This is a genomic window from Micromonospora sp. NPDC049171, from assembly GCF_040648275.1.
Taxonomy (GTDB): Bacteria; Actinomycetota; Actinomycetes; order Mycobacteriales; family Micromonosporaceae; genus Micromonospora.
The window spans coordinates 1-26,326 of sequence record NZ_JBEZDJ010000028.1; the positions used below are offsets into that span (position 1 = coordinate 1).

The window sequence follows — 26,326 nt, forward strand, 5'->3', positions numbered from 1 at the left end:
CCCGGTTGATCATGGAGTTATTGCCCGTCCGACCGGCGTGTCGCGGCAATAACTCCATGATCAACGGAGGGTTTGGGGGTGGGAGGGGGTGGGACGGGTTGGGGGTTGGGGGGTTCGGGGTGGGTGTGGGTGTGATGCCGGACCCGGGCGTGGGAAAGGGGTGCCGGGTTCGGGGGTGGGGTCGGTAGCCTCCGGGGCATGAGGATCGGCATTGTGGGGGCCACCGGCCAGGTCGGTGGCGTGATGCGGCAGGTGCTGGCGGAGCGGGAGTTCCCGGCGGAGCAGGTGCGGTTGTTCGCCTCGGCGCGGTCCGCCGGGCGTGCGCTGCCGTGGCGCGACGGCGAGGTGACCGTCGAGGACGCCGCGACCGCGGACTATTCCGGGCTGGACATCGTGCTCTTCTCGGCAGGTAAGGGCACTGCCCGGGAGTTGGCGCCCCGGGTCGCCGAGGCCGGGGCCGTGGTGATCGACAACTCCTCGGCGTTCCGGATGGACCCGCAGGTGCCGCTGGTGGTCGCCGAGGTCAACCCACACGCGGCCCTCGACCGCCCGAAGGGCATCATCGCCAACCCCAACTGCACCACGATGGCCGCGATGCCGGTGCTCCGCCCACTGCACGCCGAGGCAGGGCTGATCGGTCTGGTCGTCTCCACGTACCAGGCGGTCTCCGGTGCCGGCCTGGCCGGCGTTGCCGAGCTGGACGAGCAGGTCCGCAAGGTCGCGGAGCACGCCGCAGGGCTGGCCTTCGACGGGTCGGCCGTGGAGTTTCCCGCGCCGCGCTCGTTCGCCCAGCCGATCGCCTTCAACGTCCTCCCGCTCGCGGGTTCGATCGTCGACGACGGCTCGTTCGAGACCGACGAGGAGCAGAAGCTCCGCAACGAGAGCCGCAAGATCCTGGAGATTCCCGATCTCAGGGTCTCCGGCACCTGCGTCCGGGTGCCGGTCTTCACCGGCCACTCGCTCCAGATCAACGCCCGGTTCGCCCGGCCGCTCACGCCGCAGCGCGCCCACGAGCTGCTGGCCGACGCGCCCGGGGTGGCGCTGACCGACGTGCCGACGCCGTTGCAGGCCGCCGGGCAGGACCCGACCTACGTCGGCCGGATCCGCGCCGACGAAACCGTGGAGTACGGGCTGGCCCTGTTCTGCTCCAACGACAACCTGCGCAAGGGCGCCGCACTCAATGCGGTACAACTTGCCGAGTTGGTTGCCGCCGAACGACGCTGACCGGCACGGTCACTCCGAGCCCTCGCCGACGACCGGCGAGGGCTCGGTCGTGTCCCGGCGAGGCGGCGGTCGGCGGGGGCTCGGCCACGTCCGGGCGAGGCGGTCGGCGAGGCTGGGGTCGTGTTCGGGCGAGGCGGTGGCCGGCCGGGCGTGCTTGGATGGGATGAAGCCGACCCCTGGAGGAAACCGTGCCGGATGACCGCACGCAGCAGGCGCTGACCGACCTGATCTCTGCCCGTCCGATGGGCGTGCTGGCGACGATCAGGCGGGACGGGCGGCCACAACTGTCCACGGTGGTCCACGCCTTCGACCGAGACGCGGGCCTGATCCGGGTGTCGGTCACCGACGGGCGGGCCAAGACCGCCAACCTTCGCCGGGACCCGCGGGCCACCTTCCACGTCAGCAGCGAGGACGGCTGGGCGTACGCGGTGGTCGACGGGCGCGCCGAGCTGACCCCGCCCGCCGTCGAGCCCGGAGACGCGACGGTCGAGGAGTTGGTGGCGCTCTACCGGGGGCTGCGCGGCGAACACCCGAACTGGGACGAGTACCGCCAGGCCATGGTCGACGACAGGCGGCTGGTGTTGCGCCTGCACGTGGAGCGGATCTACGGAATGTCGCCCCAGAGCTGACGCGCCCGGCTCTGCTGGTCAGCCTGGTTCGATCACGGTCACCCCGGGCCAGCGCCGGGTCGGGCGCAGGCGGGCCAACCGTTGTCGAGACGCGGCAACGTCCACCCGGGCCGGGTTGTGCCGCCAGATCCCGCCCAGCAGATCCGTCAGACCGTACGGGGCGCAGACCTCCAGCCGATCGGCCGAGTCCAGGCGGACGGCCACCGCGGTCGCGTACTCCGGCCAGGTGGCGATCGCCTCGGCCACGCTGCGGTACGGGCTGATCGGGTCACCGCCGAACTTCGCCGCGTACCAGGTGTGTACCGCCGCCTGGTTGCGTGCCTCCCACGGTGGTTGCGGCCACGCCCGCGCGAGGAGGGCGGTGGCCTCCTGGTCGTCGTCGCGGGTCAGCCTCGTCGGGTCGAAGAAGACCACGTCCACGTCCCGGACCGTCGTCGGGTCGAACCCGTCGCCGTAGCGCTCGCCCCAGACCAGGTCGCGCAGTGCGCCCGCGCCGATCCAGGCGTCCGGCAGCCCGGGGTCACGCACCACGCCCAGCGCCCGGGTCAGCCAACGGCTGCCGATGACCAGTTCCCGCAAGTCCTCCTCGCCCGGCATCATCCGCCCACGGTAGGCAGCGGAGCCGAGGCTATCGCCCACGGGTGGGTGTGCCGGCCGGCGACGGGTATAACGCGCTGCCGCGCCGACCCGCCAACCCGGCGGCCGGGGGAGGGGGAGGCCGTGAACCCGGCGGCCGGGGGACGGGGCGGCCGTGAACCCGGCGGCCAGGGCACGGGGCGGCCGTGAACCCGGCGGCCACGGGACGCGGGGGCCAGGACCGTAGGAAGGCAGGTCCGTAGGAGGCCAGGACCGCAGGAAGGCAGGACCGCAGGAAGGCAGGACCGCAGGAAGGCAGGACCGCAGGAAGGCAGGACCGCAGGAAGGCAGGACCGCAGGAAGGCGGGAACGCGGGGAGGAGCGGGATGGGTGCCGACACGAGCAGCGACGAGGCCCGCCCAGGCGGCCCGCCCCTGCGCCGGGAAACGTCCCGTCTGCTGTCGTTCAGCGACGGTGTCTTCGCCATCATCATCACGCTGCTGGTGCTCGACCTCCAGCCACCTCGGGTCGGACGCGGTCAGCTGCTGGCCGCGTTGATCGAGCAGTGGCCGGCGTACCTCGCCTACGTGACGTCGTACGTGTTCGTGGCGGTCAGTTGGATCAACCACCGGGCCACCTTCAACCGGGTGACCAGCAGCGGTAAGGGCCTTCAGTGGTACAACCTCGGGGTGCTGTTCAGCACCGCGCTGCTGCCGTTCGCCACCTCGGTGCTCTCGCAGGCGCTGCGGGAGGGGGACCGGGCGGACCAGCGGGCCGGCGTGGTCCTCTACGGCCTGGCCGGCGGGTTTCTCTCGCTGACCTGGCTGGGGCTGTACCACTACCTGGCCCGAAACCGTGATCTGTTGGACGAGGCCGTCGCGGATTCGTTCTTTCCCAGCGAACGGGCGCGGGCCGCGGCCGGTGTCCTGGGGTACGGGCTGGCGGTTCTCGTCGGATACCTGGCCAACCCGCTGCTCGCACTGGTGATCTTCCTGCTGCTGCCGATCTTCTTCTCGCTGACCAGCAGCGGCCTGTACGAGTTGCGGCACCTGCGGCACCCACGGCACCTGCGGCACCCACGGCACCCGCACTCGCGCGGATAGCCACCGGCGGTCGGCGTTACCCCCTCCCGGGCGGCGGGTAGACGGGTCGTGCCGACACCGAGAGGGGAGCACCATGACAACGGTCGGAGAGTTCATGACGACCCGGTTGGTGACGATGGACGGCAACGAGACGCTCATCGCCGCCGCGCAGGAGATGCGCGACAGTGCGATTGGTGACGTAGTGGTGACCGATGGCGACAACGTGGTCGGCATCGTGACGGACCGGGACATCACGGTCCGGGGTGTCGCGGAGAACATGGAGCCGGGCGCGACCCGGCTGGGCCAGATCACCACCCGCGACGTGATCACCGTGAGTCAGTACGACGACGTGGTGGCCGCCGCGGACCTGATGCGCACGTACGCCGTACGCCGGCTTCCGGTGATCGACGATGGGCGCCTTGTCGGTCTGATCTCGATGGGTGACCTCGCGGTCGAGCGTGAACCGCAGTCGGTGCTCGCGGACATCAGCGCCGACGACCCGAACAACTAGTTCTGCGCCACCCGGTGCGCCGGCTCTCCCCTCTGGGGAGGGCCGGCGCTGCCGTGCCGGGACGACGCCGCCGCTCACCCGATCCGGGCGAGGTTGACCGGGGGACCGGCGGGGACCCGTGCGGGGACGTGCCACGCCGGCCGTCCGCGCGACGTGAGCGCGGTGCGGAATCCCGGGGCCTGGCAACTGGGAGGAGTGGACCCGATGGTGGACGCGACCACGAGGTTCTTCGAGGACCTGGACCGGCGGGGGTACGAACCCCTGCTGGCGAAGGCCTCCGGGACACTGCGGATAGACCTGCACGAGGGGGCGCAGACCCGGCACTGGCTGCTGAGGATCGACCACGGTCGGCTGAACGTGAGCCAGGAGGACCGGGAGGCCGACACGGTCATCAACGCCAGCCCGATGCTCTTCGACGACATCGCCGCGGGCCGCGAGCACGGCCTGGCCGCGCTGTTGCGTGGCGACATGACGGTGACCGGTGACGCCCGGCTCGTGGTGCAGGTGGAGCGGATCTTTCCGAGTTCGCCGGACGCCCGCGGGCCCCGTCGACGCTTCGCGGGGGAGGGGTACTGATGGGGCAGAGCAACACGGTCCGGATCCTGGACGGCAACACGTTCGTCGTCTGCGAGGACACCGGCGACATCGAGGCGACTCCGAGCGAACCGACCGGGCTGTTCTCCCTGGACACCCGGTTTCTGTCCACCTGGGTGCTGACCGTCAACGGCGAGCGGCTCAACTCGCTCTCCTACGACGACCTGCAGTACTTCGAGTCGCGGTTCTTCCTCGTCCCGGGGGTGGCCACCCACTACGTGGACGCGAAGTTGTCGATCATTCGGGAGCGCACGGTGGGTGGCAGCTTCCGGGAGCAGCTCACCATTCTCAACCACGACGAGAAGCCTGTCGATCTGGAAATCCGGATGGAAGCGGCGTCGGACTTCGCCGACCTGTTCCAGGTCAAGGACGAGGTGCTCAACAAGAAGGGCGAGATCTACACCGAGGTCGAGTCGGACCGACTTCGACTGGGTTATCGGCGCGGCAACTTCCAGCGCGAGACGAGCATCTCCTCGTCGATCCTGGCCCGGTACGACAACCGGGGTTTCGCGTACACCGTCCACCTGGAACCCAACGAGCAGTGGGAAACCGCGATCGACGTCGAGACGCACGCGGTCGGGCCGGGCGGTCGCGACCTGCGGTTCGGGCTGCGGATGCACGGCACCGAGCGGCTCGCCCTCCAACATGACCTGGAGCGGTGGATCGCGGACGCGCCGAAGGTCAACAGCCAGCACGGTCGGGTGGCCAGCACCTACCGGCGCTCGCTGATCGACCTGGCCGCGCTGCGCTTCTCGCCGCTGTCGCTGGGCGGCGCCACCCTGCCGGCCGCCGGCCTGCCCTGGTTCATGACCATGTTCGGTCGCGACAGCATCCTCACCTGCCTGCAGACGCTGCCGTTCACCCCGCAGTTGTCGAAGACGACGCTGCGCATCCTCGCCTCGCTCCAGGGCAGCCGGTTCGACGACTTCCGGGACGAGGACCCGGGGCGCATCCTGCACGAGATGCGGTACGGCGAGACTGCGGCCTTCGAGGAACAGCCGCACTCGCCGTACTACGGCTCGGTGGACGCGACGCCGCTGTTCGTCGTGCTGCTCGACGAGTACGAGCGGTGGACCGGGGACGTCGCGCTGGTCAAGGAGTTGGAGCAGGAGGCCCGCGCGGCGCTGCGGTGGATCGACAACTACGCCGACCTGGTCGGCAACGGCTACATCTGGTACGAGCGGCGCAACACCGACACCGGCCTGGAGAACCAGTGCTGGAAGGACTCCTGGGACTCGATCTCCTACTCCGACGGCACGCTGCCGCCGTTCCCGCGAGCCACCTGCGAGGTGCAGGGGTACGCGTACGACGCGAAGGTCCGCGCCGCCCGGATGGCCCGCCTGTTCTGGGGTGACCCGGAGTTCGCCGACCAGTTGGAGCGGGAGGCCGCCGAGCTGAAGGAGCGGTTCAACCGGGACTGGTGGGTGGCCGACGGCGAGTTCTACGCCCTGGCCCTGGACCCGGACGGCCGGCAGTGCGACATCCTCAGCTCCAACATCGGCCACCTGCTGTGGAGTGGGATCGTCGAACCGGAGCGGGCGGAGAAGGTCGCCCAGCACCTGGTGGGGCCGAGGCTCTTCTCCGGCTGGGGGGTGCGGACGCTCGCCGAGGGGGAGGCCCGGTACAACCCGATCGGCTACCACAACGGCACGATCTGGCCGTTCGACAACTCGTTCATCGCCTGGGGTCTGCGCCGGTACGGCTTCGCCGAGGAGGCCGCGACCATCGCCAGCGGCATCCTGGACGCGGCCACCTACTTCGACGGCCGGTTGCCGGAGGCGTTCGGCGGCTACCCGCGGGAGTTGACCAAGTTCCCGGTGGAGTACCCGACGGCGTGCAGCCCGCAGGCCTGGTCGACAGGTACGCCGCTGCTGCTGCTGCGTACCATGCTCGGCCTGGAGCCGCACGACGGCCACCTGGCGGTCGAGCCACGGCTGCCGGTGGGGATGGGCCGCATCGAGGTGCTGGACATCCCGGGTCGCTGGGGCCGGGTGGACGCGTTCGCCCGGGGCCGACTGGACCTGGACAAGTCCGCGGACTGACCCGCTCGACTCCGGCGGCGGCGCGCGAGCCGCGCCGCCGCCGGCCCGTCACGCAGCCTGACAGGGTAGATTCTGCGGATGCCGGAGCTCGTGTACCCGCCCGTTATCGCCGCCGCCAAGACGATGTTTCGAGTCCTCGATCTGAAGATCACCATCGAGGGCGCCCATCACGTCCCTCGGACCGGCGGGGCGGTGTTGGCCGGCAACCACGTCAGCTACCTCGATTTCATCTTCGCCGGCCTGGGCGCGAACGCGTCGGGCCGGCTGGTGCGGTTCATGGCCAAGGAGTCGGTCTTCACGCACCGGATCTCCGGCCCGCTGATGCGCGGGATGCGGCACATCTCGGTGGACCGGGATGCCGGCGCGGCCTCGTTCCGCGCCGCCGTCACCGCCCTCAAGCGCGGCGAGATCGTCGGTGTCTTTCCCGAGGCGACGATCAGCCGGTCGTTCACCGTCAAGGAGCTGAAGAGCGGCACCGTCCGGATGGCCCGCTCGGCGAAGGTCCCGGTGTTGCCGGTGGCGCTCTGGGGGACCCAGCGGCTCTGGACCAAGGGCCGTCCGCGCACGCTCACCCGCCGACACACGCCGATCACCATCCTGATCGGTGAGCCGATCGACCCGGCGGACTTTTCGGACCCGAACATGCTGGCCACCGAGCTGACCACCAGGCTCAGCGCGCTCGTCGAGCGGGCCCAGCGGGAATATCCGGACGCGCCGGCCGGCCCGGACGACACCTGGTGGCTGCCGGCGCACCTGGGCGGCAGCGCCCCCACGCCGGAGGAGGCCGCCGCCCTGGACGCCTCCGACGAGCAACGCGCGCCCAGCGTCTGACGTCGACACGACCGGGTGCGGCGCCACCAGGCACGCAGTGGCGTGGGTCGTCGGGCTTAGCGATGCCCGGATGCTGCTCCGCCCGCGAGCCCATCCCAGGGGGCCGGTTCCGGCCCCGACCGGTAGTAGTCGTCCCGGGAGTGGAACTCCACCGGCAGCGAGCCGGGCAGCGTGACCCGGGTGTCCCCGGCGAGCAGGCCGGGGCCGGCCCGCAGTAGCAGCACGTCGCGCTCCTGGGCCGAGAGGTCGACAAGCTGGGGGCGGGTGAGCCGGAACATGGCCACCGCCCGGCGGACCTGCCGGGCCAACTCCACCACCGCGGCGGAGGCTCCGCCCAGGGCCAGCGCCGGCTGCTGGATGGTGCGCAACGCGTCGCAGACGATCAGCAACTGCGCCGGCGCGCCCTGCTCGACGGCGGGCAACTCCAAGCGGGACGGCCACTGCCAGCGGATCTGCCCGCTCATCAGGCCGTTCAGTCGAGCGGGTGGCCGTGCCCGGGGCGCGTCGTCGACCACAAGCGACAGTTGCGCGCCGCTGCCCACCCAGCAGATCCGTTGGTCGGTGACGGTCACCGAGACCGGCCCGGGCAACTGCCAGCGGTGCCGCGCCTCGCTCGGCCCGAGCAGGTAGCCCGCGACGAACAGTTGGTGCCGCCCGAGCACCCGCTCACCGGGCGAAGGGCGCAGGTTGTAGCGGCGATCCAGGGCCGGCCCCACGTCGTCGTCCGGAGCGTCGAACCGGTGGGGACCGATGAAGAAGGGGGACGTGTCGGCGTGCATCGTCACGACCTTCCGGTCAGCTGGCTTGTGGATGAAGCCTGTCGGATCGGAGGGCCGCTGTCATGACGCCTGTTAGGGGGTCGTCCGGTCGTGTGTCGCCTGTGACCGGTAGATGCCGATCTCCTCCGGGCGAACGAGTCCGTCCTCGATCGCGCGGGCGAGTAATGCCGCCTTTGTGGCGGCTGGCCGCCCCGCCCGGGTGTACTTGATCCGCGCACGGTCGACGTACTGCTTCACCGTGTGCTCGCTGATCTGCATCCGGCGGGCCACCGACGCCTTCGACATCGACTGGAACCAGAGCAGCAGCGCCTCACGCTCCTTGTCGGACAGCATGGGCCGGTCCGGTCGTGGGTCGCCGACCATCGCCCCGGCCAGTGCGGGTGGGACGTACGGGCGGTCGCTCGCGGCGGCCAGCACAGTCGCCACGCAGTGCTCCCGACCCTCGTGCTTGGCCAGGAAGGCCACCGCCCCGGCGTCCAGCGCGGCGAGCATGGTCTGCGGGTCGGTGTGCTCCGAATAGACCACCACCCGCCGCCCGGTGGCGCTCAACTCGGCCAGCTTGTCCAGTGCCATCCGACCGTGCAGCCGCAGGTCGAGCAGGACGACGTCGGCGTCCGGTGCCGCCCGCAGCACCTCGTCCGGGTCGTCCCCGGTGGCCAGTACGGTCAGCCGCGGCTCGCTGGCCAGCCAGGCGCGCACACCCTCGACCACCACCGGGTGATCATCGACGATCGCCACCCCGATCGGCCGGTCACCGGTCACCGCCGCCACTGGGTCTGCGCCCATCTGATGCTTCCGTCCCGTTCGTAGAGGTGCTCTACCTGCCCGTCGTCGTACTCCCCGGAGGGCGGGCCGGTGCCGTCCGGCCCCTCCCGGTCCGGTGTGACCAGGCTGACCACCACCCCCTCCGGGCCGGAGACCACGGTCAGCCGGGCCCAGCCCTGGGCGTCGGCGAGGACGCCGGTGAGCGGCTCGGCCAGCCGACGTCGGATCTCCACCGGCAGCGGCGGCGGGGTGCCGATGGTGACCAGGTCGATCGGCAGGCCGTTGCGTTCGGCGAGGTCGGCGCCCGCCCGCAACTCGTGCAGCAGCGGGTCGGGCACGTCGTCGGACTCGGCGATCAGTCGACGCAGCCGGGCGGCGGCCAACACGCAGCGGCGCTGGACCTCCGGGTCGTCCGGGTCGACCTGGCCGGCGGCCAGCTCCCCGAGCACGTGCCCGGCTGCCGAGCTGACCAGGGCGAGCCGGTCCCGGCGTTCCCGAAGGCCACGCTCGGCGGCAGCGCGCTCCGCCGCCATCGCGTGGGCGGCAGCGGAGACGGCGGCCCGCTTCCGAGCCAGGCTCACAATCGTCGCGCTGCCCACGAACACCGCCACCGGGAGTGAGAACGTGCCGTAGACGTACATCACGTAGCGGGCCACGTCGGCCGGGTCGGGGCCGTGGCCGAGCACCGCGACCAGCGCGATTGTCGCGTGCGTGCTCAGCAGCACGAGCAGCCCCACGACCCGGCGACCCCACAGCGCCAGCACGAAGAACCAGCCGAGCGTGCCCCACACCCAGTTGGCCGCGGTGAACAACTGCTCCTCGCCGACCGCGGCGAACACCGCCACGTCGACGGCCAGCAGCAGCCCGGCCAGCAGCCACGGCGGTAGCGGCGAGCCGCGCAGCAGTTGCACCCCGGCGACCGCGCCGGCCACCGCGACAAGCGCCCAGCCACCGAGCACCACGGTCGGCGCGGTGAACTGCGCCCGGGCGGCCAACACCGCCGGCAGCCCGATCGCGACGTGCCAGGCCAGTGCGATGGCCACGGCGACGATCCGGGCACCCCGGTCGGACGCGTGCGCCACCGCGGCCGGCGCGGCGAGCCCCGCCGTGGACGCCGGCTCCCGGGGGACGGGCACGCCGACCCCCTCCGGTGCCTCCGTCGTGACGGTGTGCGGCGCCGGAGCGCCGAGATCAGCCGACACCGGGCCACTCCAGTCGGATCCGGGTGCCGGCCCCGATCGCCGATCGCACGTCGGCCCGCCCGCCGACAGTTGCCATCCGGCCGTGGATCGACTCGCGCAACCCGTACCGGTGGGGTGGGACGGTGGCCGGGTCGAAGCCGGGGCCGTCGTCGGCGACCTCGACCACGACGCCGACCGCGTGCCGGCTCAGCCGCAGCGTGACCTGCGCGCCCGGCGCGTGCCGGACCACGTTGGACAGCGCCGCGTAGGTGCTCTCGCCAATCGCGTCGGCCACCCCGGCGGGAACCGCGCACGGCGCCAGAGCCAGCTCCGCCGACAGCTCGGGCAGTCGGCCCGCCACGGCCCGCAACCGACCATCGAGCGGCACCGGGCCGTCGCCGGCCACCGGGCCGACGTCGGTGAGTGCGACGAGGGTACGCAGGTCGGCGCCGCACCTGTCGCGAAAGGTGGTCGAGGACCCCTGCACCGCACCGAGCCCCACCATCGTGAGGGTGCCGAGCAGCGTGTCATGCAGGTCGCGGTTCTGCTGGCGTTCGGCGTCGCGGGCGGCCCGCGCGACAAGTGCCTGCCGGGTCAGCCGCTGATGTTCGACGAACGCCCGGTCGGCGCGACCGATGCGTCGGCGCATCACCGCCGCCATCATCGCCGTGCAGGCGGTCTGCACCAGCAGGGTGGTCGCGTGTGCCCGCGCCTCGGTGGGGTTGCCGGCCGTCTGCGCGCCGGTCGCGTACGTGACGGTGACGAGCAGCCCGGCCGGGATCGACCAGCGCGCCGGGGCGGTGGCCTGTGCGTTGATCACCGTGGTGCTGGCCAGCACGGCGATCCAACTGCCCTCGCCGGGCAGCACCCCGGGTGCGACAAGCACGGGGATGAGCAGACAGGCCAACGCGGTGACCGTGACGTCGGCGGCGACCAGGATCGGGGTGATCCCGTGGCGTATCGCGCGGTACGCATACCAGACCGACCAGCCGGTGAGCGCTGCCACGCCGGGCAGCAGCACGGCTGGGTCGACCGGCGGGGCCTGCACCGACAGGGCCACCGCCCCACCGATCACACCGCAGGTGAGGCGCAGCAGTGCCGGGATCGTGGTGAAGATGAGGACGAGCGCACCACCGGCGGGATTGTCCAGCGTGGGCGGCGGCCCGGCGGGAGCGGCAACGGCCGGCATCGGAGGTGTCCTTCCGACAACGACCCGGAAGGGGTCCGCGCGGCAGAGATCGACATCGGAGAATAGCATGGGTGATGCCGAGCGTAACCCAATGTGCGCACGGTGTCGCTAATGCGTCACGGTGTGCTGCGCGGCGCGACGTTCGGGCCGGCGGCCGGCGGCCGGCGGCCGGCGGCCGGCGCATGATCCACTCGGGTTCGCGGAGGTCGGGGTGTCCGGGGCGGTCTGACACCGCGACATCACGAAAGCCGAGTCGATCACCGGGTTTGGGTGCCGGGACCGCCCGGCCGGAACCGGGCGCGCCCGCCGTTCGTCCCATCCTCGGATGGAGAGGTGGTGAGCCGGATGCGCTCGGGTCGAACGGCACTGGCGGTGGCACTGCTCGGCGTGGCGCTGGGCGGCTGCGGTGGCACGGGCAGCGGTCCGGGCGGGGCAAAGGATCCCGGCCCGGCCGAGATCGTCGACGCGTGGACCTCCTGCGCCAAGGCCGCGCCGCAGGCCGGGGCGATCCTGTCGGTGCCGAACCCGGGGGCGCCGACACCGGCCGGGGTCGAACCGAAGATCGGCCGCATCGACCCCGCCTTCACCCCGGTCGCCGCCGTGCTCTGCGGGCGGACCATCACTCCGGGCCCCAACGGAGGGCAGGAGCAGGTCGCCACCGAGCGACGCGCCGAGCAGATCGCGCCGCTGCTCACCGCGCTACGCCTGCCCGACCAGGAATCGGACGGGGACGTCGCCTGCACACTCGACCTGGTCGTCCCGCCGTGGTTGGCCCTGCTCGACGACCGGGGGCGCTGGCTGCGGCCGTACGTGCCGACGGACTCCTGCGGCAAACCCCGCCCCGAGGTGCTGACGGCGCTCGCCGAGCTGCCGATGACCACCGTGGACACCCGTACCATCGGGCAGGTCGAAGCCCCGGCGGCCGAGGCCGCCGGATGCTCGCAACGGTGGACGGACATGGTGGCGGTGGAGACCACCATCGGCCGCGCCGGGCCGCCCGCGCCGCCCACGTCGGCGACCGCCGAGCCGCTGCGCCTGTGCGTCTACCAGGTGCCCGCGACAGAGCGGGGCAGCGGCAAACCGGCGGGTGATTTCGTGTACGGCGGACCGCTCCCGGCCGAGCGCCAGGCGGGCGTGCTCCGGGCGTTCGCCAACCGTCGGGCGGTGGCCGACTGTGCCACGCCGGCCTCCCGCTTCGCGGTGCTGCGGCCGCTGGACGGCACCGGCGGCCCCGACCGGTACGTGGAACTCGACGGCTGCCGACGCTTCCTGGTCGCGCCGCCGAGCGGCGGGGCGCAGCTCGGCCAGGGCGACGACGCGCTGGCCGCCCTGCTGGGGCCGGTCTGAGCCGGTGACCGGGGGATCACCGCGCGGGGCGAGGTGTGCGGGGCGAGACTTCGGGTAGGGCCGGGGGGACCCGACGAGAGGACTCCCCGATGCCGAGCACCACGATGTCGATGCTGGAGACGTACCCGAAGTCGATCAACCTGGACCGCGCGAAGCTGGCGGCGACGATCGACGCCCTCAACGACTGCGCCCAGGCCTGCACCGCGTGCGCGGACGCCTGCCTCAGCGAGGACATGGTCGCCGACCTGACCAAGTGCATCCGGACAGATCTGGACTGCGCGGACATCTGCGCCACCACGGCCCGGGTGCTGTCCCGACACACCGGTTACGACGCGAACCTCAGCCGGAGCCTGCTGGAGACGTGCGCCACCGCGTGCAGGTCGTGTGGTGACGAGTGCGCCCGGCACGCCGACCAGCACGAACACTGCCGGATCTGCGCGGACGCCTGCCGGGCCTGCGAGCGGGCCTGTCGGGACCTGCTGGCCACGATGAGCTGACCGCTGCCCTACTTCGACAGGGCCCGCTCCAGCTCCGCCTTCGCCGGCCGGCGGGGGTCATCAGGCGGCGGTGTCCGTGTCGGGCCGGCTGGTGAACGAGTACGTGACTCCGGTCAGCCGCTCGGACTCCGTCCACAGCCAGCGCTGGGTGTCGACGTCGTGTGACGCGGAACTCGAACGAGCCGGGACCGGGTGACCCGAGGCGTTCAGCAGCCGACCGTCCGGGGCGTAGTAGTCGGCGCCCCTGACCGTGGGATCGGTGGCGGCGCGCAGGGTCGCGAGCGCGCCGGCCGCCGGAGTGGATTGGCCGATCAGCTTCCCGACGACCGCGATGCCGGCGGCCAGCGCGCCAGTGACGTGGCGTTGGAGGCCGGTCGAGATGATGCCGGGTTCGAGTGCGACAGCGATGGGCTCCGCACCCGCCGCGCTGAGGCGACGCTGGAGTTCGTACGTGAACAGGATGTTGGCGAGTTTCGACTGACCGTAGGCGGTTGTCGGCCGGTAGGTGCGGCGCTGGAACTGGAGGTCGTCGACGTCGATCGCGCCCTGGCGGTGCGCCGAGCTGCTGACGGTCACGATGCGGGAGCCGGGGGTGGCCAGCAGTCGGTCGAGGATCAGCCCGGTCAGGGCGAAGTGGCCCAGGTGGTTGATGCCGATCTGCAGCTCGAAGCCGTCCTCGGTGCGACCCAGCGGGGGCATCATCAGGCCCGCGTTGTTGATGAGCAGGTCCAGCCGAGCGTGGCGCGCTCGCAGCTCCTGCGCCGCGCGGCGGACCGAGGCGAGCGAGCCCAGGTCGAGGTCGACGATGGTGACGCGCCCGCCGGGCAGGGCGGCGGCCGCTGCCGTGGCCTTGTCGCGGTCGCGGCAGGCCAGGACGACCGAGGCTCCCCGGGCCGCGAGCACCCTGGCCGTCTCGAAGCCGATGCCACTGTTGCCGCCGGTGATGACGACGGTGCGGCCGTGCTGGTCACCGACGTCGGCGGCGGTCCACGTAGCCATGGTGTTCCCCCTGATCCCTACAATCGGGACCAGTGTCCCGGATGGAGCGAATATACGGGACGGTCATCCCGTTTGAATAGAAGGAGATGACCCGCGATGACGGGAAAGCCCGTGCGGGCACCACGCGCCGACGCCCGACGCAACCGGGCGGCGGTGCTGCGGGCGGCGGCCGAGACGTTCGCCACCGAAGGGCTCTCCGTGCCCGTACACGAGATCGCGCGACGTGCGGGGGTGGGCACCGGCACCGTCAGTCGCCATTTTCCGACGAAGGAGGCCCTGTTCGCGGCGGTTCTGCTCGATCGCATGGCGTTGCTGACCACGCGGGCGGATTCCCTGGCGGCCACCGAGGACCCGGGGACGGCCTTCTTCACCTTCTTCGCCGCGCTCATCCACGAGGGCGCCGATCACCGGGGGCTGGCGGAGTCGCTGGCCGGTGGCGGATTCGACATCGAGTCGGCCGCCATCGAGGCCGGCAGTGACGTGTCAGGTCGACTGCACACCATGCTGAAGGCCGCCCAGCAAGCGGGCGCGGTTCGGGGCGACATCACTTTCGCCGACGTCAAGGCCCTGATGAGCGGCTGCCTCGCCCGGGAGGTCGACCCGGCCGACACTGGCGCCCGCGACCGGGTCATCGCCGTCGTCCGCGACGGTCTTCGCGCCAGCTAGGCGGCGGTGCCACGGCCCTGACGGCCGGCACGCCCGCCGGGTGTTTCTGTGGGCTGCACAGCGTCCGCCCGGCTCGCCGGCGTCGCTCTCCGCCGCACGGCCGGCGGGGTTGCTCCGGCTGGCAGAGAAAATCTCTGTGCGAAAAGCTAGATATCCTTGCCGCCGTGAGCTAACGTTCCTGAGGTCAAAGACGGAGCAAGTAAAGACGCTGACGTGACCGCCCCACCCGAGGGCGAGGGAGTCGGGCCGGGAAGCTCTCGGGCCCACTCGGTTCTGTCGCAGTTGGTATTACGCACGAGAAGTTGCGGGTGAGGCCGAGGCTCGTTCAGGGCTTCACCCGAGGTAAGCAAGGTTCGTCGCCGTGTCAGGGCCATGAAGTCGCGTGGGGCTCGGACACCGACGGACAGCACGAGGAATGGCAGAGGAAATCAGAGGCAAGGGAGGGCACTACACCGTTGGATCGCCCGCTGCCAGCCGCAGTCGTGGGCTGGGCGCGGACACCGCAGTATCCATCGAGCGAGAGGTGGTCTCCGGTCACGCTTATGCGATCCTCGCACCCGATGCCGTCGTTGACGGCCGGTGCGGACAAGACAAGCCGACGTTCCGTCGGCAGATGGTGTTCCTGACCCACAACCCTTGGGCCCCGGTGCTTCCGAGCACCGGGGCCCTCGTGATGGAGGTTTCATGACCCAATCCGACGACATGCTCGACGACGAGGACTACCCCGCCTACACCATGGGCCGTGCCGCCGAAATCCTCGGCTGCTCACAGGACTTCCTCCGTCGGCTCGGCGACGCCAAACTGATCGACCCGCAGCGTTCCAGTGGTGGGCACCGCCGCTACTCCCGCTATCAGCTGCGCCTGGCCGCGCGAGCCCGGGAGATGTGCGACCAGGGCACCGACATCGCCTCGGCCTGCCGGATCATCATTCTCGAGGACCAACTCGAAGAGGCCCTTCGACGCAACGAGCGCTACCAGCAGGGCTGAACTCACCCCACGCGTCGGCCCCCGCACCTGTGACGCCGAGCGCCACACGGTCCCTCCCGCCAGGGCAGGGACCGTTCGTCATCTACCGGGCTGGACCTCGTTGGCATCAGGAGGCGTGCAACCCGCCTCTAATTACTGCCGGGAAGGACACCTCTCGGGGTGTACCGCTCGCCGTCGTCGCCCTGAAGGTGTGCCTGAAAGTCCTCGGCGAGGCTCCCGAATTCCCGGTAGGCGTCGCCGTCGAAGTGGCCCTTGATGTCGATGGCACCCTCGAACCAGGTCAAGGAGACAACGCTTCCATCGGCGCAGGTGAACACATAGAAGGGGTGGCGGTCCTCGTCCCACCAGATCCTCCACCCTGGGTGAGCGTCGGACTGCGTTCGGCGTAGGAGAGCCATTCGTCCAGAGCGATCGGGTGCTCTTCACTCTCGTAGTACTCCGCAGCCCGGGTGACGTGCAGTTCGTACCCCATGTTTCCTCCCACGCAGTCGGCTCGCGTCCCTGGCGGAGCGTCGCCTCGGGCCGATTCTCAGACGGAGGTACGTCGGTGGCGGAGGGCGTGGCTCGATGATGGATGCGTCAGAGCCGTTGGACGATCTGGATCGGGTTGCCGTCCGGGTCGGCGGTCCACGCGATCAGCAGGTGGTCGAGCCACCGGTGCGGTGCGGCCAGGGCGGGGGCACCGCTCGCCGTGAGGTCGGCGTACGCGCCGGCGGTGTCGTCGGTCCAGAGGATTACCGCGGCTCGCTGCCCCTGGGGTACGGGGTCGAGCCCGTGATCGGCGCGGCTGGAGGCCGCCGAGGCGATGCCGATCTTGTAGCCATCGAGCACGAGATCGATGTGGATCGGCTCACCCTCGACCGGCACCCGGAAGGTCTCGGTGAAGCCGAGGCCGGTGTAGAACTCGGCGGCGCGTGGCACGTCCTCGCTGAACAGAATCACCTGAGGGCTGCGGAACATCGACACGGCGCGACCTTATCAACGCGGCAGCCTGCGTCGGGGCGGCACAGCGGCGCGGGGCTCGGGCGGACCGCTACTGTCCCAGGATCTTGATGACTCCGGCCACGATTCCAGAAACAATCCAGGAGCCGGCCGCCTTCAGTTTGTCCAACAGGCCCGTCGACGCTCTCGTGGCGATCACGGCCTCAGTCTTGGCGCTCTGCTGAGTGGTCACGGTGATGTTGGCGACGCCAGACCCGACGTTGATCGTCGTCTGGTGAACGGGCACCCCGTCGGAGACATACGAATGGGTCGTCGTGCGTGGGGTGGACGTCGGGCGCCGATCGACGGGCCGGACAACGGCAGCCGGCGTCGCGGCACCCGGCGTGGTCGCCCGCCGCGGAGTTGGAGCCGGAGCGGGCGTCGGCGCCGGGGAGACGGCGGTGCCCTTGCGGCGCCGGGGTGCGGGGGGTGTCGGGGTGGCCTGTCGTGGCGGGTCAGGGTCGCCCTCCTCGGAGTCGGTCTCGCTGGTGACCCGGGAGATGGTCGACAGCACGAACGCGTCGAACCCAGGCGCGCTCACCCGCTCCAACATGGCGAGCCACAGCCTCGCCATCCACCGTGACCGATCAGGGTTGCGTTCCCGGGTGTTCGTCACCGGGACGAAGGGGATCCGGTGGGCGCGGTCGCCGATCACCTTCACCATTTCTTCGCGCAGCGCCGCGCTTCGCTGGGCCAGTTCTTCGGGGTAGTCGCGGCGGGTGAACTTGTCCGCGCGGGTGAGCACAACGACGGCACGGTCCCACAGCTCGTGGCCGAATTGCTTCGTGAGCGCCCCGAGCGTGTCGTATTCGCTGCGCTCGACCCGGGTGTCGTCGAGCTTGGTGACGAACAGGACAAGATCGATTTCGCCGGCCTCCTGCTCGATCAGCGCCAGATAGCGCTCGTCGTTGGACCGGTCCCACCCGGCGTCACCGAACCCGGGCGTGTCGATGAGGACCATTGTCGACTCGCGATACTTGGCGTCGTACCGCTCGATCTTGGCGGTCGTCGGTCGGTATTTTCCCGTCTCGGCGACCGTGGTGCCGACCACCGAGTTGATGATGCTCGACTTGCCCACGCCGGTCCGGCCCACCACCAGGATCCGGGTCGAGCGCTGCTTGGGGGCTTTTGGGCTCACCAGGCTCCTGTCTGTGCAACGGGATCCCTACTGATGGTGAGCGTCCCACACCCCGTCAAGCGCGACAGGCCGATCTTGGGCGCCAACCGATGTGCCGAATGCCGCACCGTCCGAGACGTCGTACCGCCCTGCTCTTGCCAGGTCGTTCATGCTTGGCGTCAGGTTCCGGCTCTCCGACCACGAGCGGGTGAGGACTTGGGCGTCGTGCAGGCCACCTATCGAGCGATGCTGCGCGACGATGTCGCTCCCGCGCTACGCGCCCTCGGCTGCACCGGGTCGGGCTCGCGGTACACCCTGCCGGACCCGGAGTCCTGGGCACTGCTGGGTTTCCAGTCCTCGCGGTTCAACACCAGAGAGCACCTGACGTTCACGGTCAACCTCTGCGCCGTACCACGGATCGTCTGGGAGTCCCGCAGGCGTGCGCAGAGCCAGCTACCCCTGAAGCCCTCGCCGGGCACCTACTACGGTGACTTCGTGTGGTCCTGGCGGCTCGGCCACCTGATGCCGGTGGACCAGGACGTCTGGTGGGACCTGAACGAGGACGTCGAGGCCACGGACGTCGCGAGCGAGGTCGTCGCCGCCATCGGCGCGTACGGCCTTCCCGCTCTCCGCGAGCACCTTCGAACAGGGGCGGCCGGCCGGCCCCGGAGAGCCCTAGGCTGACGCGATGTCGGCCGAGCACCACGTGATTGACCTCGTCGAGAACGACCCCCAGCCTGCCCGCCTTGCGGCCAGCCGGACGTGGAACGTACGGCTGGTGGCCGCCTTCGCGGTCGGCATCGTGCTCGGCGGTGCCGGTGTCGGTGTGTTGCGTTCGTCGCGGGAGGAGCGGCAGCGCAACGCGGCAGTCTCCCTTGTGGCCTTTCCGGTATCCAGCGGCAGTTTGGGCGCGGACACCGACGTCGTCCAGATGGACGGGCAACTGGCGGTCATCAACGCCGGCCCCGCGCCCATCACGGTAAAGTCGGCCACCGGTCAACGACCTGGGGTCCAGGTCCAGGACACCGGCCAGTCTCGACTGGTACGCCCCGGCGGCACCACCTGGATCAGTGTCAAGGTGCGCATCGAGTGCGCACTCGCCTTCGGGAGCGAGCCGCTGTCGCTACGGTTCTCCGTCGAGACCGCCGACCGGCAGGTCAGGGAGGTCAGCTATCCCGTGGCGGTAGCGGGAAGTGCCTGGCACCAGGGGGCCGAGCGTCCCTGCACGATCCTCGCCGAACTGGCGAGGCGTCACGGCCAGCGCTGACACCGCGAGCCTATTTCTCCCCTGCGACATAGACCCCGCGCCCCGGCTGTCCCACGACAAGATCCCGGTCGTGGAGGAGCGAGACGGCACGGTACGCGGTGGCCACACTGACGTCGAACTGGTCGGCAAGCTCGCTTGTGCTGGGCAGCTTCGTCCCCGGCGTGAGCTCGCCGCTCTTGATCTTCGCGGTCAGTTCGTCGGCAATGCGTCGATATTCGGCAGGTGCGGAGGGCATTGTTCGTTCCCCTTGGTTCGGCCCTGCCATCTGAACACGCACCAACCATCGTCAGCAAGTGATGCAAGAGGATCACGCGCCGTGGCCTTACCTACGTCAGATAGTGACGTATGTTGCTCATGGCTGCCCTTGGTTCGGCAAACGAAGGTCAGCCCCGTCAGGGCGGCGTGGATCCCGTCGCCCTGACGGTCCACAGTGGTCTGACCGCCTGGAGCGCTGATGAACCGGATCTGCTATGACGACTACCTGATGGCCACCGCGCTGACGCTAGCCCGCCGGCACCGACCGGTCTGGAGTTGGAAGCGCTGGCGCAGGGTGTGCCGCTGCGGCGGGGAACTGCCCTGCCGGGCCCGCCATCGCATCCCGATCAATCGTGGCATTGGCCCGGCGGTGAGTCGTGATCGATGACCACCACGTGAAGCCCTGCCACCGCTGCCACCCGGACGGCTGGTGCCCACGTCATGCGGCAGTGCGTGCCGGGTTGATGGCTTGGCGGCTGGCCGGTGATCCCCGATGAGCCCGCAGCTACCGAAGGCCGGCGACCTGGTGCACGTGACCCGCTCGGCCAGCGTGCAGTTCATCAAGCCGATCATGTTCCGAGTCATCCGGGTGCTCGATGACTGGACCAAGACCACCTATGACGAGTGGTGTTGGCTCGACGGATACGAACTGGACGCCAAGGGTGACGCGGTGGCCCGCCGGTCGATCTTCGTGCAGCCGGCCGGACTGCAGATACAGGGCCCCGCTCCCGCGCCCCGCAAGCCGACACGGTCGGCTGCCATCCCCAACGTGCGCCAAGATCGCCGCTCCGCTGGGGTGCCGGCCACCCCGAAGCGCCAGGCCACGCAGGCTCGGCATACGGGTGGCCACGGGTGACGTGGTGGGGTCGAGGTGGGTCCGGGACGGGTCGGAGATCAGAGGCTGGGGGTGATTCCCCTGGCAGATATAGGTGCGCCCGGCAGGATTCGAACCTGCGGCCTTGGGATTAGAAGTCCCCTGCTCTATCCGCTGAGCTACGGGCGCGTGTGGCGTGGATGTCGCGCCCAGAGGGTACCGCCGCCCCACTGCCCGGCGGCGAAAAGGGTGCCCGCGTCCACGTTGCCGAGCAGGGTCTCACGTTGGCCCCGTGGCGGGCATCTGGGTTCCCGCGGACCGGCGTGGCCTCGGACCGTACCTTTGGCTGGTGCTGCTGGATCCCGACGCCGAGAGCGACGTCGCCTACGAGCTGTGCCAGGTCGTCGGTCGCGCCATCCTGCCGTACCGGTCGGACGACGACTGTGGCACCGCGTTCTTCTTCCAGGGCGGCGGCGACCCGGTGGGGGAGTCGCTGCTGACGGCGGCCGACCTGGTCGGCGCGTCGGGTGGTGAGCTGGGGCTGCGGACGAGCGTCACCGAGCCGGCGGGGGTCGCGCCGGCCGCCGTCTCCGCGGCCGAGATCGTGCCCGGCTGGGCACAATTTCCGGGCGACGGGGTTGCGGTGTTGCCGACCGCCGGCCTGCACCGGTACGCCGGCGACGGCGGCTGGCGGTGGCGGGTCCAGCCGGTGCCGGCGGGGATCGCCGCCGGGCCCGAGGTGGTCGCCCGCCTCACCGCCGACGCCGGTTCCGCTTTCGTGCTGGCCCATGGGGTACGCGAAGACGGGTCGCGTCCGCTGGAGGTCGCGGTCGAGCGGGTGGTCCGCGACGGGGACGCCGTGCGGATCACCACCGAACTGCCGCAGGGGTACGTCGGCGCACCGATCTTCGTCGTCCAGCCCGACGCCACCGGGGAGCTGTCGCCGTACTGCCTGGGCCTGGTGCTGCCCGGCGTCGGCGAGCACCCGGTAGCGACCTTCGACCGGATCCGAGCCGTCCTTCTGGCGACGCCCGGCGACGTCTGAACGCGCCCGGCGACGCCCTCCGGAATGGTCAGCCGCCGGCTGTCGCCGCACCCGCCGTGTCGGTCGCGGAACGTCGGCTCTCCGGTAGGCCAGCCTCGACAACTGTCGAGTCGCCGCCGGTCGAGGCCCCGGCAACCGTCGGCACGTCGGCTGGTGCGAGGTCGGGCGGAACTCCTTCGGTGGCAGCCCGTGCGGCCGGCACCGCGCCTGCCGGGGCTGTGTCGGTCAGCGCGGAATCGGCGCTGACGGTGTCGACCGGCGCGGGATCGGCGCTGGCCGGGGCGGTGGGGCCGGCGGCGAGGAACGCCTCGGCCCAGCGGCCGACCTCGTCGAAGACCTTCTTGCGTACGGCGGGGCCGGAGAGCGTGAGGTCGTGCATCCCGCCGTCGAAGCGAGCCAGGGTGACGTGGCGGCCCAGGCGGGGTGCGTAACGGACCATGTGCTCGACGTCCAGCACGGCGTCAGCCAGGGTCGCGTTGTCGTGCCACCTGGTGCCCCGGAAGGAACGGGTCGAGCAGGCCAACAGCACGGGCACCTGGATGTTCAGACCGGCGCGTAGCCGGCGTTGACCGGTGCGGATCGCGTTCAGCCAGCCGGCCCGAACCGGGAACCCGGCCAGCGGCTTCCACGCCAGGTCATACGTCCACTCGCCGCGGTGGTCGGCGTGGAGGCTCTCGCCGTACACCGTGCCCAGCCCGAGCGGCAGGACGCGGTGCGGCGCCCTGCGGCCCAGCCGGGCGACGGCGGCCGCGAGGGGTCGGCGCACCGCCCAGGGGGCGTTCAGGTCGAAGAACGGGCTGTTGAGCACGAGACCGTCGACGGTGCCGGTGTCGCGGCGGGCGTCCGCCCAGAGCGAGATGATCAGGCCGCCGGTGGAGTGGCCCATCGTCAGGAGGGTGTCGTGCCCGTCGTCCTGACGGATGATCGCGGCGGCGGCGTCCAGCTCGGGGAAGTAGTCGCTGATGTCGCGGCAGAAGTTCGGGGTCTGACCCGGAAGCAGGCTGCGACCATATTTGCGCAGGTCGAGCGCGTAGAAATCCCAGCCGCGCTCGGCGAAGAAGTCGGCCAGGTGGGTCTGGAAGAAGTAGTCGACGAACCCGTGCACGTAGAGCACGGCCCGCCCGGTGGGACGCGCGGCCCGCCGCCGAACCAGGGTCGCGACGACGGGGCCTTCATCGTCGGTGCCCAGGTCGATCGTCTGCCGCTCGTACGGCGGCCCCAACACGTCCGGTTCCACGAACGCGACGCTACGCCGGCAACCTACCCAACGGTAGCCCCGGCCCTTGTCCTCGTCCTGGTCCCTGGTCCCTGGTCCCTGGTCCCTGGTCCCTGGTCCCTGGTCCCTGGTCCCTGGTCCCTGGTCCCTGGTCCCTGGTCCTGGTCGCTGGTCCGTGGCCCCTGATCCTCGTCCTCGTCCCTGGCCGGTGGGCCTCGTCCTCGGCCCTCGCCCGTGGTCCTGTTCCGCCCTGCCACGTCCTGGCCTGCCACGTCCTGGCCTGCCACGTGCTGGCCTGCCACGTGCTGGCCTGCCACGTGCTGGCCTGGCCCCGCCCCTACCCTGCGCCCGCGTCGCCCTTGCCCCGCGATCTTGCACCTTCTGTCGCGGCAATAACGTGCAATAGCCGTGTTTCAGGGACAGAAAGTGCAGGATCGCGGGGCCAAATCGGGTCGGGACGGGTCGGGGGCGGGCGGCGCGTGGGTCAGGCTGTTTCCGCGTCCGCTCGCGTGGGGTCCTGGTCGTCGGTGGGGTCCAGGTCGGCCTGGGGCTGCGGGATGTCGCGCAGGTGCTTGTTGTGCCGGGGCTCCTGGCGGGTCTTGGCGTCGTTGAGCCGGCGGCGCAGGTCGTCGCGGACGTCGTTGAGCGCGGCGTGCAGGTCCTCCTCGGCGGAGGTGGTGACGATCTTCTGCCGGCCAGCGATCCAGCACTCGAGGGTGACCTTCTGGCCACGCGCTTCGCGATCCTTCACCGACACCTCCAGCTCGGTGGCGTCGGCGTGGAAACCGGCCAACCGGGCGTCGAGGGTGGCGAACTGCTCGGCGATCCAGTTGCGGTCGCCCTGCGAGAACCCGGCGCCCACCCGCAGGCATTCGGCGACGGTGGCCGGGTTCGCCGCGGCGCTCATCGCCGCGCCTCGGAAGCGATCGCGGAGCCGATTCTGGTGATCATCATGACGCTGACCTCTCATCGACGTGGAGCTGTCGGTGGTGCGTTGATCAAGTGCTTACCCAATCTGGTCGGCCTCGGAAACCGCCGACGCCCAGCCGGGCGGGTCGGCCGTACCACAGCAACGCCGTTGCGTTAGGTGGAACGGCTGTTCGTCAACCAGCACTGCCTCGCCGATCATGGAGTTGTGGTGGGTAACAAAACGCCCGTAAACCCCCAAAATCGGCACCACAACTCCATGATCGCCAAGCCGAGCCCAACCCGCTCCCCGATCGGGCACTTCCTGTCCCGGGGTTGACCCGCCGGCTACAGCCCTAACGCAACGGTGTTGCGTACCACATCGGGGCTTGATCAGGGCGTTGTCCACAGGTGGGTTCGTTGTCCACAGGTTCGGGGGTGGGCGCTGGCGGTGCTCAGGCGCAGCGCCGAGGCTCGGTGTCGAGTCGACTCGCGTTGGCAGGCCCGATCCCCTGGAGGGACGATGTTCGATACGTACGTAACAATTGTCGGCAATGTGCTGACTTCACCCGAGTGGCGGCGCACCACCCAGAGCAACACGCTGGTGGCCAACTTCAAGGTCGCCTCCACCGCCCGCCGACTCGACCGGGACAGCGGCCGGTGGGTCGATGGCAACTCGCTCCGCGTTCGCGTCAACTGCTGGCGCAAGCTCGCCGAAGGCGTGGCGGCCTCCGTGATGGTGGGCGATCCGGTGGTGGTCTGCGGTCGGCTCTACACCCGCGACTGGACCGACGACGCCGGCAACCACCGCACCCTCTACGAGCTGGAGGCGGTCGCCGTCGGCCACGACCTGTCCCGGGGCCGGGCCCGCTTCCTGCGTAACCGGCCGAGCATGACGACCAGCACCGTGGAGGACGCGGAGGCCGAGAGCCGGGTGCACGGCGAGCCCACCGAGCCGGTGCCGGCGGGGGACGAGCCCGTGCTGCCCGACGACCGGCCGCTGGACGACGACTTCGAGCTGCCCGACTACGGCGCACTGCGCACCAGCCCGTTCATCGAGGATCCGATTGGCGACGCTGTCTCCCCGGTCGGCGGGGTTCCCCTTCCCGGCGGAGTCTTCCCGGCCGGCGGAGCCGCCGTGGCCAGCGGGGTTTCCCCGGCGAGTGGGCAGATCGGGCAGGCCACCGTTCCGCCGGGTCTCGACGACGAGCTGGCGCTCTCGCCCGAGGCGACCGACGACAGCACCGACCGCGACCCGGACGACGAGTTGGGGCCCGTGCCGGACGAGGGGCAGCCGGAGCCGACGCAGTCCGGTCGGGGACGGCGCGGTCGAGGCCGGATCCCGCAGCCAGCCTGACCGATCGGCTCGGCGAGCGTGCCGGTTCGGCGAGCCTGTCGGCTTGGTGAGCGTGCGGGTCCGGCGCTGGTGCCGGCTCGTCGATCGTGTCGGTTCGGCGATCGCGGATCGGGCGGCGGTCGAGCGGTACGAGGTCCTGTGCTGGTCGCCAGTGCTGCGGCGGCACGGCACACGTGGCCTGGCACGACGGGGGTGGGGTGGCGTCGCGACCAGCGTCGTCACCCCGCGTGCCAGCAGCGGCGGAATTGGGGGACAGTGGTGGCTGCGGCCTTCCACGAGGCCCTGACTGCCGGAGCACCGTGGGTCGGGCTGGTTCCCGGGATGCTCGTCTAGGCTGGCCGGCCGGAGGTGGTGCGGGTGCGACGGACAGCGCCGGTGGCGAATGCGGTGGGCTTGCTGGCCGGGTACGCGCTGGACCGGCTGCTCGGTGATCCGCGCCGGTGGCATCCGGTGGCTGGTTTCGGGCAGGCCGCGGGTGCGTTGGAGCGACGCCTCTACCGGCCGGACCGGACGGCGGGAACGACGTTCACCGCGCTGGCCGTGGGCGGGCCGGTGCTGCTCGGGGCGGTCGCCGCAGCGGCTACCCGGCATCGGCCGGTGACCCGGGCGGTGCTGGTGGCCGCCGGCACGTGGGCCGTGTTGGGCGGCCGCACGCTGCGCCACGAAGCCACCGTGATGGGCCGTACGCTGCGTGCCGGTGACCTGCCCGCCGCCCGCCGACGCCTCGGCCACCTCTGCGGGCGGGACCCGTCGACGTTGGGTGAGCTGGAGTTGGCCCGCGCCACCGTCGAGTCGGTCGCCGAGAACACCTCCGACGCGGTCGTCGCCCCGCTGGTCTGGGGAGCGATAGCCGGCCTGCCCGGCCTGTTGGGCTACCGGGCGGCGAACACCCTGGACGCGATGGTCGGCCACCGGTCGGAGCGGTACGCCCGGTTCGGCACGCCGGCCGCGCGGCTGGACGACCTGCTCAACCTGGTGCCGTCGAGGGTGACCGGGCTGCTCACCATCGCCGTCGCGCCGGTGGCCAACGGGGATCGGCACCGGGCCTGGCGGGTGTGGCGGCGTGACCGCAACGACCATCCGAGCCCCAACGCCGGCCAGTGCGAGGCGGCGATGGCTGGCGCGCTCGGCGTTCGCCTCGGCGGCCGTAACGTCTACTACGGGCGCTCCGAGGTACGGTCGTTCCTCGGCGACGGCCCCCGCCCGGAGGCACGGCACCTCAAGCGGGCCGCCCGGATCTCCGGCGCGGTCGGGCTGGCCGCGGTCGGGTTGACCGCCGCCTACCCGGTGACCCTGGGCCGCCTGGTCGGTGCCCTTGGTCGCCATGGGCTCGGTGCCGTGGGTCGCCTCGGGCTCGGTGTGGTTGGTCGCGGTGGGTCCGCAGCCGTGGATCGTGGGCTCGACGTTGTTGGGCGCCGTGGGTCCGCTGGCGCGGACCACCGTGGGCTCGGCGTTGCTGAACGGGTGCG

At 71.1% G+C, this 26,326-nt stretch carries 27 protein-coding genes, 1 tRNA gene and 2 pseudogenes; 17 read left to right on the forward strand and 13 right to left on the reverse strand.

What is annotated here, in order from left to right:
- Nucleotides 1-198 precede the first annotated feature (198 nt).
- Nucleotides 199-1,224, forward strand: coding sequence for an aspartate-semialdehyde dehydrogenase (locus tag AB0B14_RS29290; RefSeq protein ID WP_357067059.1), 1,026 nt, complete (start codon nucleotides 199-201; stop codon nucleotides 1,222-1,224).
- Nucleotides 1,225-1,412: 188 nt separating this feature from the next.
- Entirely contained in the window at nucleotides 1,413-1,853 is a 441-nt protein-coding gene (locus tag AB0B14_RS29295) for a PPOX class F420-dependent oxidoreductase (RefSeq protein WP_357067061.1), read from the forward strand.
- A gap of 18 nt (nucleotides 1,854-1,871) precedes the next feature.
- On the opposite strand, the gene AB0B14_RS29300 is transcribed toward AB0B14_RS29295, so the two are convergent.
- Nucleotides 1,872-2,453: a nucleotidyltransferase family protein gene (locus AB0B14_RS29300; RefSeq protein WP_357525338.1), complete on the reverse strand. Its 582-nt coding sequence runs from the start codon at nucleotides 2,451-2,453 to the stop codon at nucleotides 1,872-1,874.
- Between the two features lie 362 nt (nucleotides 2,454-2,815).
- On the opposite strand from AB0B14_RS29300, the gene AB0B14_RS29305 reads away from it, so the two are divergent.
- From AB0B14_RS29305 to AB0B14_RS29325, 5 genes are all read left to right on the forward strand, one after another.
- Entirely contained in the window at nucleotides 2,816-3,532 is a 717-nt protein-coding gene (locus AB0B14_RS29305; RefSeq protein WP_357525340.1) for a TMEM175 family protein, read from the forward strand.
- Nucleotides 3,533-3,605: 73 nt separating this feature from the next.
- Nucleotides 3,606-4,022 carry a CBS domain-containing protein gene (locus AB0B14_RS29310; protein WP_357525342.1) on the forward strand — a complete coding sequence of 139 codons (417 nt, stop codon included), beginning with the start codon at nucleotides 3,606-3,608 and terminating at the stop codon, nucleotides 4,020-4,022.
- A 204-nt stretch (nucleotides 4,023-4,226) separates the two neighbouring features.
- Nucleotides 4,227-4,598, forward strand: a complete 372-nt coding sequence (locus AB0B14_RS29315) for an SCP2 sterol-binding domain-containing protein (RefSeq protein ID WP_357067069.1) — start codon at nucleotides 4,227-4,229, stop codon at nucleotides 4,596-4,598.
- Entirely contained in the window at nucleotides 4,598-6,658 is a 2,061-nt protein-coding gene (locus AB0B14_RS29320; RefSeq protein ID WP_357067071.1) for a glycogen debranching N-terminal domain-containing protein, read from the forward strand. Before AB0B14_RS29315 ends, AB0B14_RS29320 begins: the two co-directional genes overlap by 1 nt.
- A 78-nt stretch (nucleotides 6,659-6,736) precedes the next feature.
- Nucleotides 6,737-7,489 carry a lysophospholipid acyltransferase family protein gene (locus AB0B14_RS29325; protein ID WP_357067073.1) on the forward strand — a complete coding sequence of 251 codons (753 nt, stop codon included), beginning with the start codon at nucleotides 6,737-6,739 and terminating at the stop codon, nucleotides 7,487-7,489.
- A gap of 56 nt (nucleotides 7,490-7,545) precedes the next feature.
- Here the strand turns inward: AB0B14_RS29325 and AB0B14_RS29330 are convergent, their stop codons facing one another.
- The 4 genes from AB0B14_RS29330 to AB0B14_RS29345 form a co-directional block, all read right to left on the reverse strand.
- Nucleotides 7,546-8,268: a hypothetical protein gene (locus tag AB0B14_RS29330; RefSeq protein ID WP_357525344.1), complete on the reverse strand. Its 723-nt coding sequence runs from the start codon at nucleotides 8,266-8,268 to the stop codon at nucleotides 7,546-7,548.
- A 72-nt stretch (nucleotides 8,269-8,340) separates the two neighbouring features.
- Entirely contained in the window at nucleotides 8,341-9,054 is a 714-nt protein-coding gene (locus AB0B14_RS29335) for a response regulator transcription factor (protein ID WP_357067077.1), read from the reverse strand.
- The gene (locus AB0B14_RS29340) at nucleotides 9,027-10,169 is read right to left on the reverse strand and encodes a hypothetical protein (protein ID WP_357525447.1); all 1,143 of its coding nucleotides are present in this window, start codon (nucleotides 10,167-10,169) and stop codon (nucleotides 9,027-9,029) included. Before AB0B14_RS29340 ends, AB0B14_RS29335 begins: the two co-directional genes overlap by 28 nt.
- Before the next feature lie 55 nt (nucleotides 10,170-10,224).
- Complete coding sequence (locus AB0B14_RS29345) at nucleotides 10,225-11,403, reverse strand: ATP-binding protein (protein ID WP_357525346.1); 1,179 nt, start codon at nucleotides 11,401-11,403, stop codon at nucleotides 10,225-10,227.
- A gap of 336 nt (nucleotides 11,404-11,739) precedes the next feature.
- Between AB0B14_RS29345 and AB0B14_RS29350 the strand changes: the two genes are divergently transcribed.
- Both AB0B14_RS29350 and AB0B14_RS29355 read left to right on the forward strand, forming a co-directional pair.
- Nucleotides 11,740-12,750, forward strand: a complete 1,011-nt coding sequence (locus AB0B14_RS29350; protein WP_357525348.1) for a hypothetical protein — start codon at nucleotides 11,740-11,742, stop codon at nucleotides 12,748-12,750.
- Nucleotides 12,751-12,839: 89 nt separating this feature from the next.
- Nucleotides 12,840-13,247 carry a four-helix bundle copper-binding protein gene (locus tag AB0B14_RS29355; protein WP_357525350.1) on the forward strand — a complete coding sequence of 136 codons (408 nt, stop codon included), beginning with the start codon at nucleotides 12,840-12,842 and terminating at the stop codon, nucleotides 13,245-13,247.
- A gap of 60 nt (nucleotides 13,248-13,307) precedes the next feature.
- Here AB0B14_RS29355 and AB0B14_RS29360 read toward each other — a convergent pair whose 3' ends face one another.
- Nucleotides 13,308-14,246: an oxidoreductase gene (locus AB0B14_RS29360; protein ID WP_357525352.1), complete on the reverse strand. Its 939-nt coding sequence runs from the start codon at nucleotides 14,244-14,246 to the stop codon at nucleotides 13,308-13,310.
- Between the two features lie 96 nt (nucleotides 14,247-14,342).
- Here AB0B14_RS29360 and AB0B14_RS29365 point away from each other — a divergent pair, with 96 nt between their 5' ends.
- The gene (locus AB0B14_RS29365; protein WP_357525354.1) at nucleotides 14,343-14,912 is read left to right on the forward strand and encodes a helix-turn-helix domain-containing protein; all 570 of its coding nucleotides are present in this window, start codon (nucleotides 14,343-14,345) and stop codon (nucleotides 14,910-14,912) included.
- Between the two features lie 684 nt (nucleotides 14,913-15,596).
- Nucleotides 15,597-15,899: a MerR family transcriptional regulator gene (locus tag AB0B14_RS29370; protein ID WP_357067091.1), complete on the forward strand. Its 303-nt coding sequence runs from the start codon at nucleotides 15,597-15,599 to the stop codon at nucleotides 15,897-15,899.
- A gap of 128 nt (nucleotides 15,900-16,027) precedes the next feature.
- Here AB0B14_RS29370 and AB0B14_RS29375 read toward each other — a convergent pair whose 3' ends face one another.
- The 3 genes from AB0B14_RS29375 to AB0B14_RS29385 form a co-directional block, all read right to left on the reverse strand.
- Nucleotides 16,028-16,183, reverse strand: coding sequence for a hypothetical protein (locus AB0B14_RS29375; RefSeq protein WP_357525357.1), 156 nt, complete (start codon nucleotides 16,181-16,183; stop codon nucleotides 16,028-16,030).
- A 295-nt stretch (nucleotides 16,184-16,478) separates the two neighbouring features.
- The gene (locus AB0B14_RS29380) at nucleotides 16,479-16,859 is read right to left on the reverse strand and encodes a VOC family protein (RefSeq protein ID WP_357525449.1); all 381 of its coding nucleotides are present in this window, start codon (nucleotides 16,857-16,859) and stop codon (nucleotides 16,479-16,481) included.
- 73 nt (nucleotides 16,860-16,932) lie between these two features.
- Nucleotides 16,933-17,973: a GTPase gene (locus AB0B14_RS29385; RefSeq protein WP_357525359.1), complete on the reverse strand. Its 1,041-nt coding sequence runs from the start codon at nucleotides 17,971-17,973 to the stop codon at nucleotides 16,933-16,935.
- A gap of 249 nt (nucleotides 17,974-18,222) precedes the next feature.
- On the opposite strand from AB0B14_RS29385, the gene AB0B14_RS29390 reads away from it, so the two are divergent.
- Together AB0B14_RS29390 and AB0B14_RS29395 are read left to right on the forward strand one after the other, a co-directional pair.
- Nucleotides 18,223-18,681, forward strand: coding sequence for a DUF4304 domain-containing protein (locus AB0B14_RS29390; protein WP_357525451.1), 459 nt, complete (start codon nucleotides 18,223-18,225; stop codon nucleotides 18,679-18,681).
- 4 nt (nucleotides 18,682-18,685) lie between these two features.
- Nucleotides 18,686-19,264 carry a hypothetical protein gene (locus AB0B14_RS29395; RefSeq protein WP_357525361.1) on the forward strand — a complete coding sequence of 193 codons (579 nt, stop codon included), beginning with the start codon at nucleotides 18,686-18,688 and terminating at the stop codon, nucleotides 19,262-19,264.
- A 10-nt stretch (nucleotides 19,265-19,274) separates the two neighbouring features.
- On the opposite strand, the gene AB0B14_RS29400 is transcribed toward AB0B14_RS29395, so the two are convergent.
- Entirely contained in the window at nucleotides 19,275-19,499 is a 225-nt protein-coding gene (locus AB0B14_RS29400; protein WP_053653030.1) for a winged helix-turn-helix domain-containing protein, read from the reverse strand.
- A 513-nt stretch (nucleotides 19,500-20,012) separates the two neighbouring features.
- Here AB0B14_RS29400 and AB0B14_RS29405 point away from each other — a divergent pair.
- Nucleotides 20,013-20,375, forward strand: a complete 363-nt coding sequence (locus tag AB0B14_RS29405; RefSeq protein ID WP_357525363.1) for a hypothetical protein — start codon at nucleotides 20,013-20,015, stop codon at nucleotides 20,373-20,375.
- A gap of 74 nt (nucleotides 20,376-20,449) precedes the next feature.
- On the opposite strand, the gene AB0B14_RS29410 is transcribed toward AB0B14_RS29405, so the two are convergent.
- A tRNA-Arg gene (locus AB0B14_RS29410) sits at nucleotides 20,450-20,522 on the reverse strand.
- 160 nt (nucleotides 20,523-20,682) lie between these two features.
- On the opposite strand from AB0B14_RS29410, the gene AB0B14_RS29415 reads away from it, so the two are divergent.
- Nucleotides 20,683-21,378: a hypothetical protein gene (locus tag AB0B14_RS29415; protein ID WP_357525365.1), complete on the forward strand. Its 696-nt coding sequence runs from the start codon at nucleotides 20,683-20,685 to the stop codon at nucleotides 21,376-21,378.
- A gap of 298 nt (nucleotides 21,379-21,676) precedes the next feature.
- Here the strand turns inward: AB0B14_RS29415 and AB0B14_RS29420 are convergent.
- Together AB0B14_RS29420 and AB0B14_RS29425 are read right to left on the reverse strand one after the other, a co-directional pair.
- A pseudogene (locus tag AB0B14_RS29420) lies at nucleotides 21,677-22,615 on the reverse strand (alpha/beta hydrolase); the annotation flags it as partial.
- A gap of 463 nt (nucleotides 22,616-23,078) precedes the next feature.
- Nucleotides 23,079-23,501: an HPF/RaiA family ribosome-associated protein gene (locus AB0B14_RS29425; protein WP_357067109.1), complete on the reverse strand. Its 423-nt coding sequence runs from the start codon at nucleotides 23,499-23,501 to the stop codon at nucleotides 23,079-23,081.
- A gap of 522 nt (nucleotides 23,502-24,023) precedes the next feature.
- Here AB0B14_RS29425 and AB0B14_RS29430 point away from each other — a divergent pair.
- Nucleotides 24,024-24,857, forward strand: a complete 834-nt coding sequence (locus tag AB0B14_RS29430; protein ID WP_357067233.1) for a single-stranded DNA-binding protein — start codon at nucleotides 24,024-24,026, stop codon at nucleotides 24,855-24,857.
- Nucleotides 24,858-25,214: 357 nt separating this feature from the next.
- Nucleotides 25,215-26,180, forward strand: a pseudogene (locus tag AB0B14_RS29435) (cobalamin biosynthesis protein); the annotation flags it as partial.
- Nucleotides 26,181-26,326: the final 146 nt, after the last annotated feature.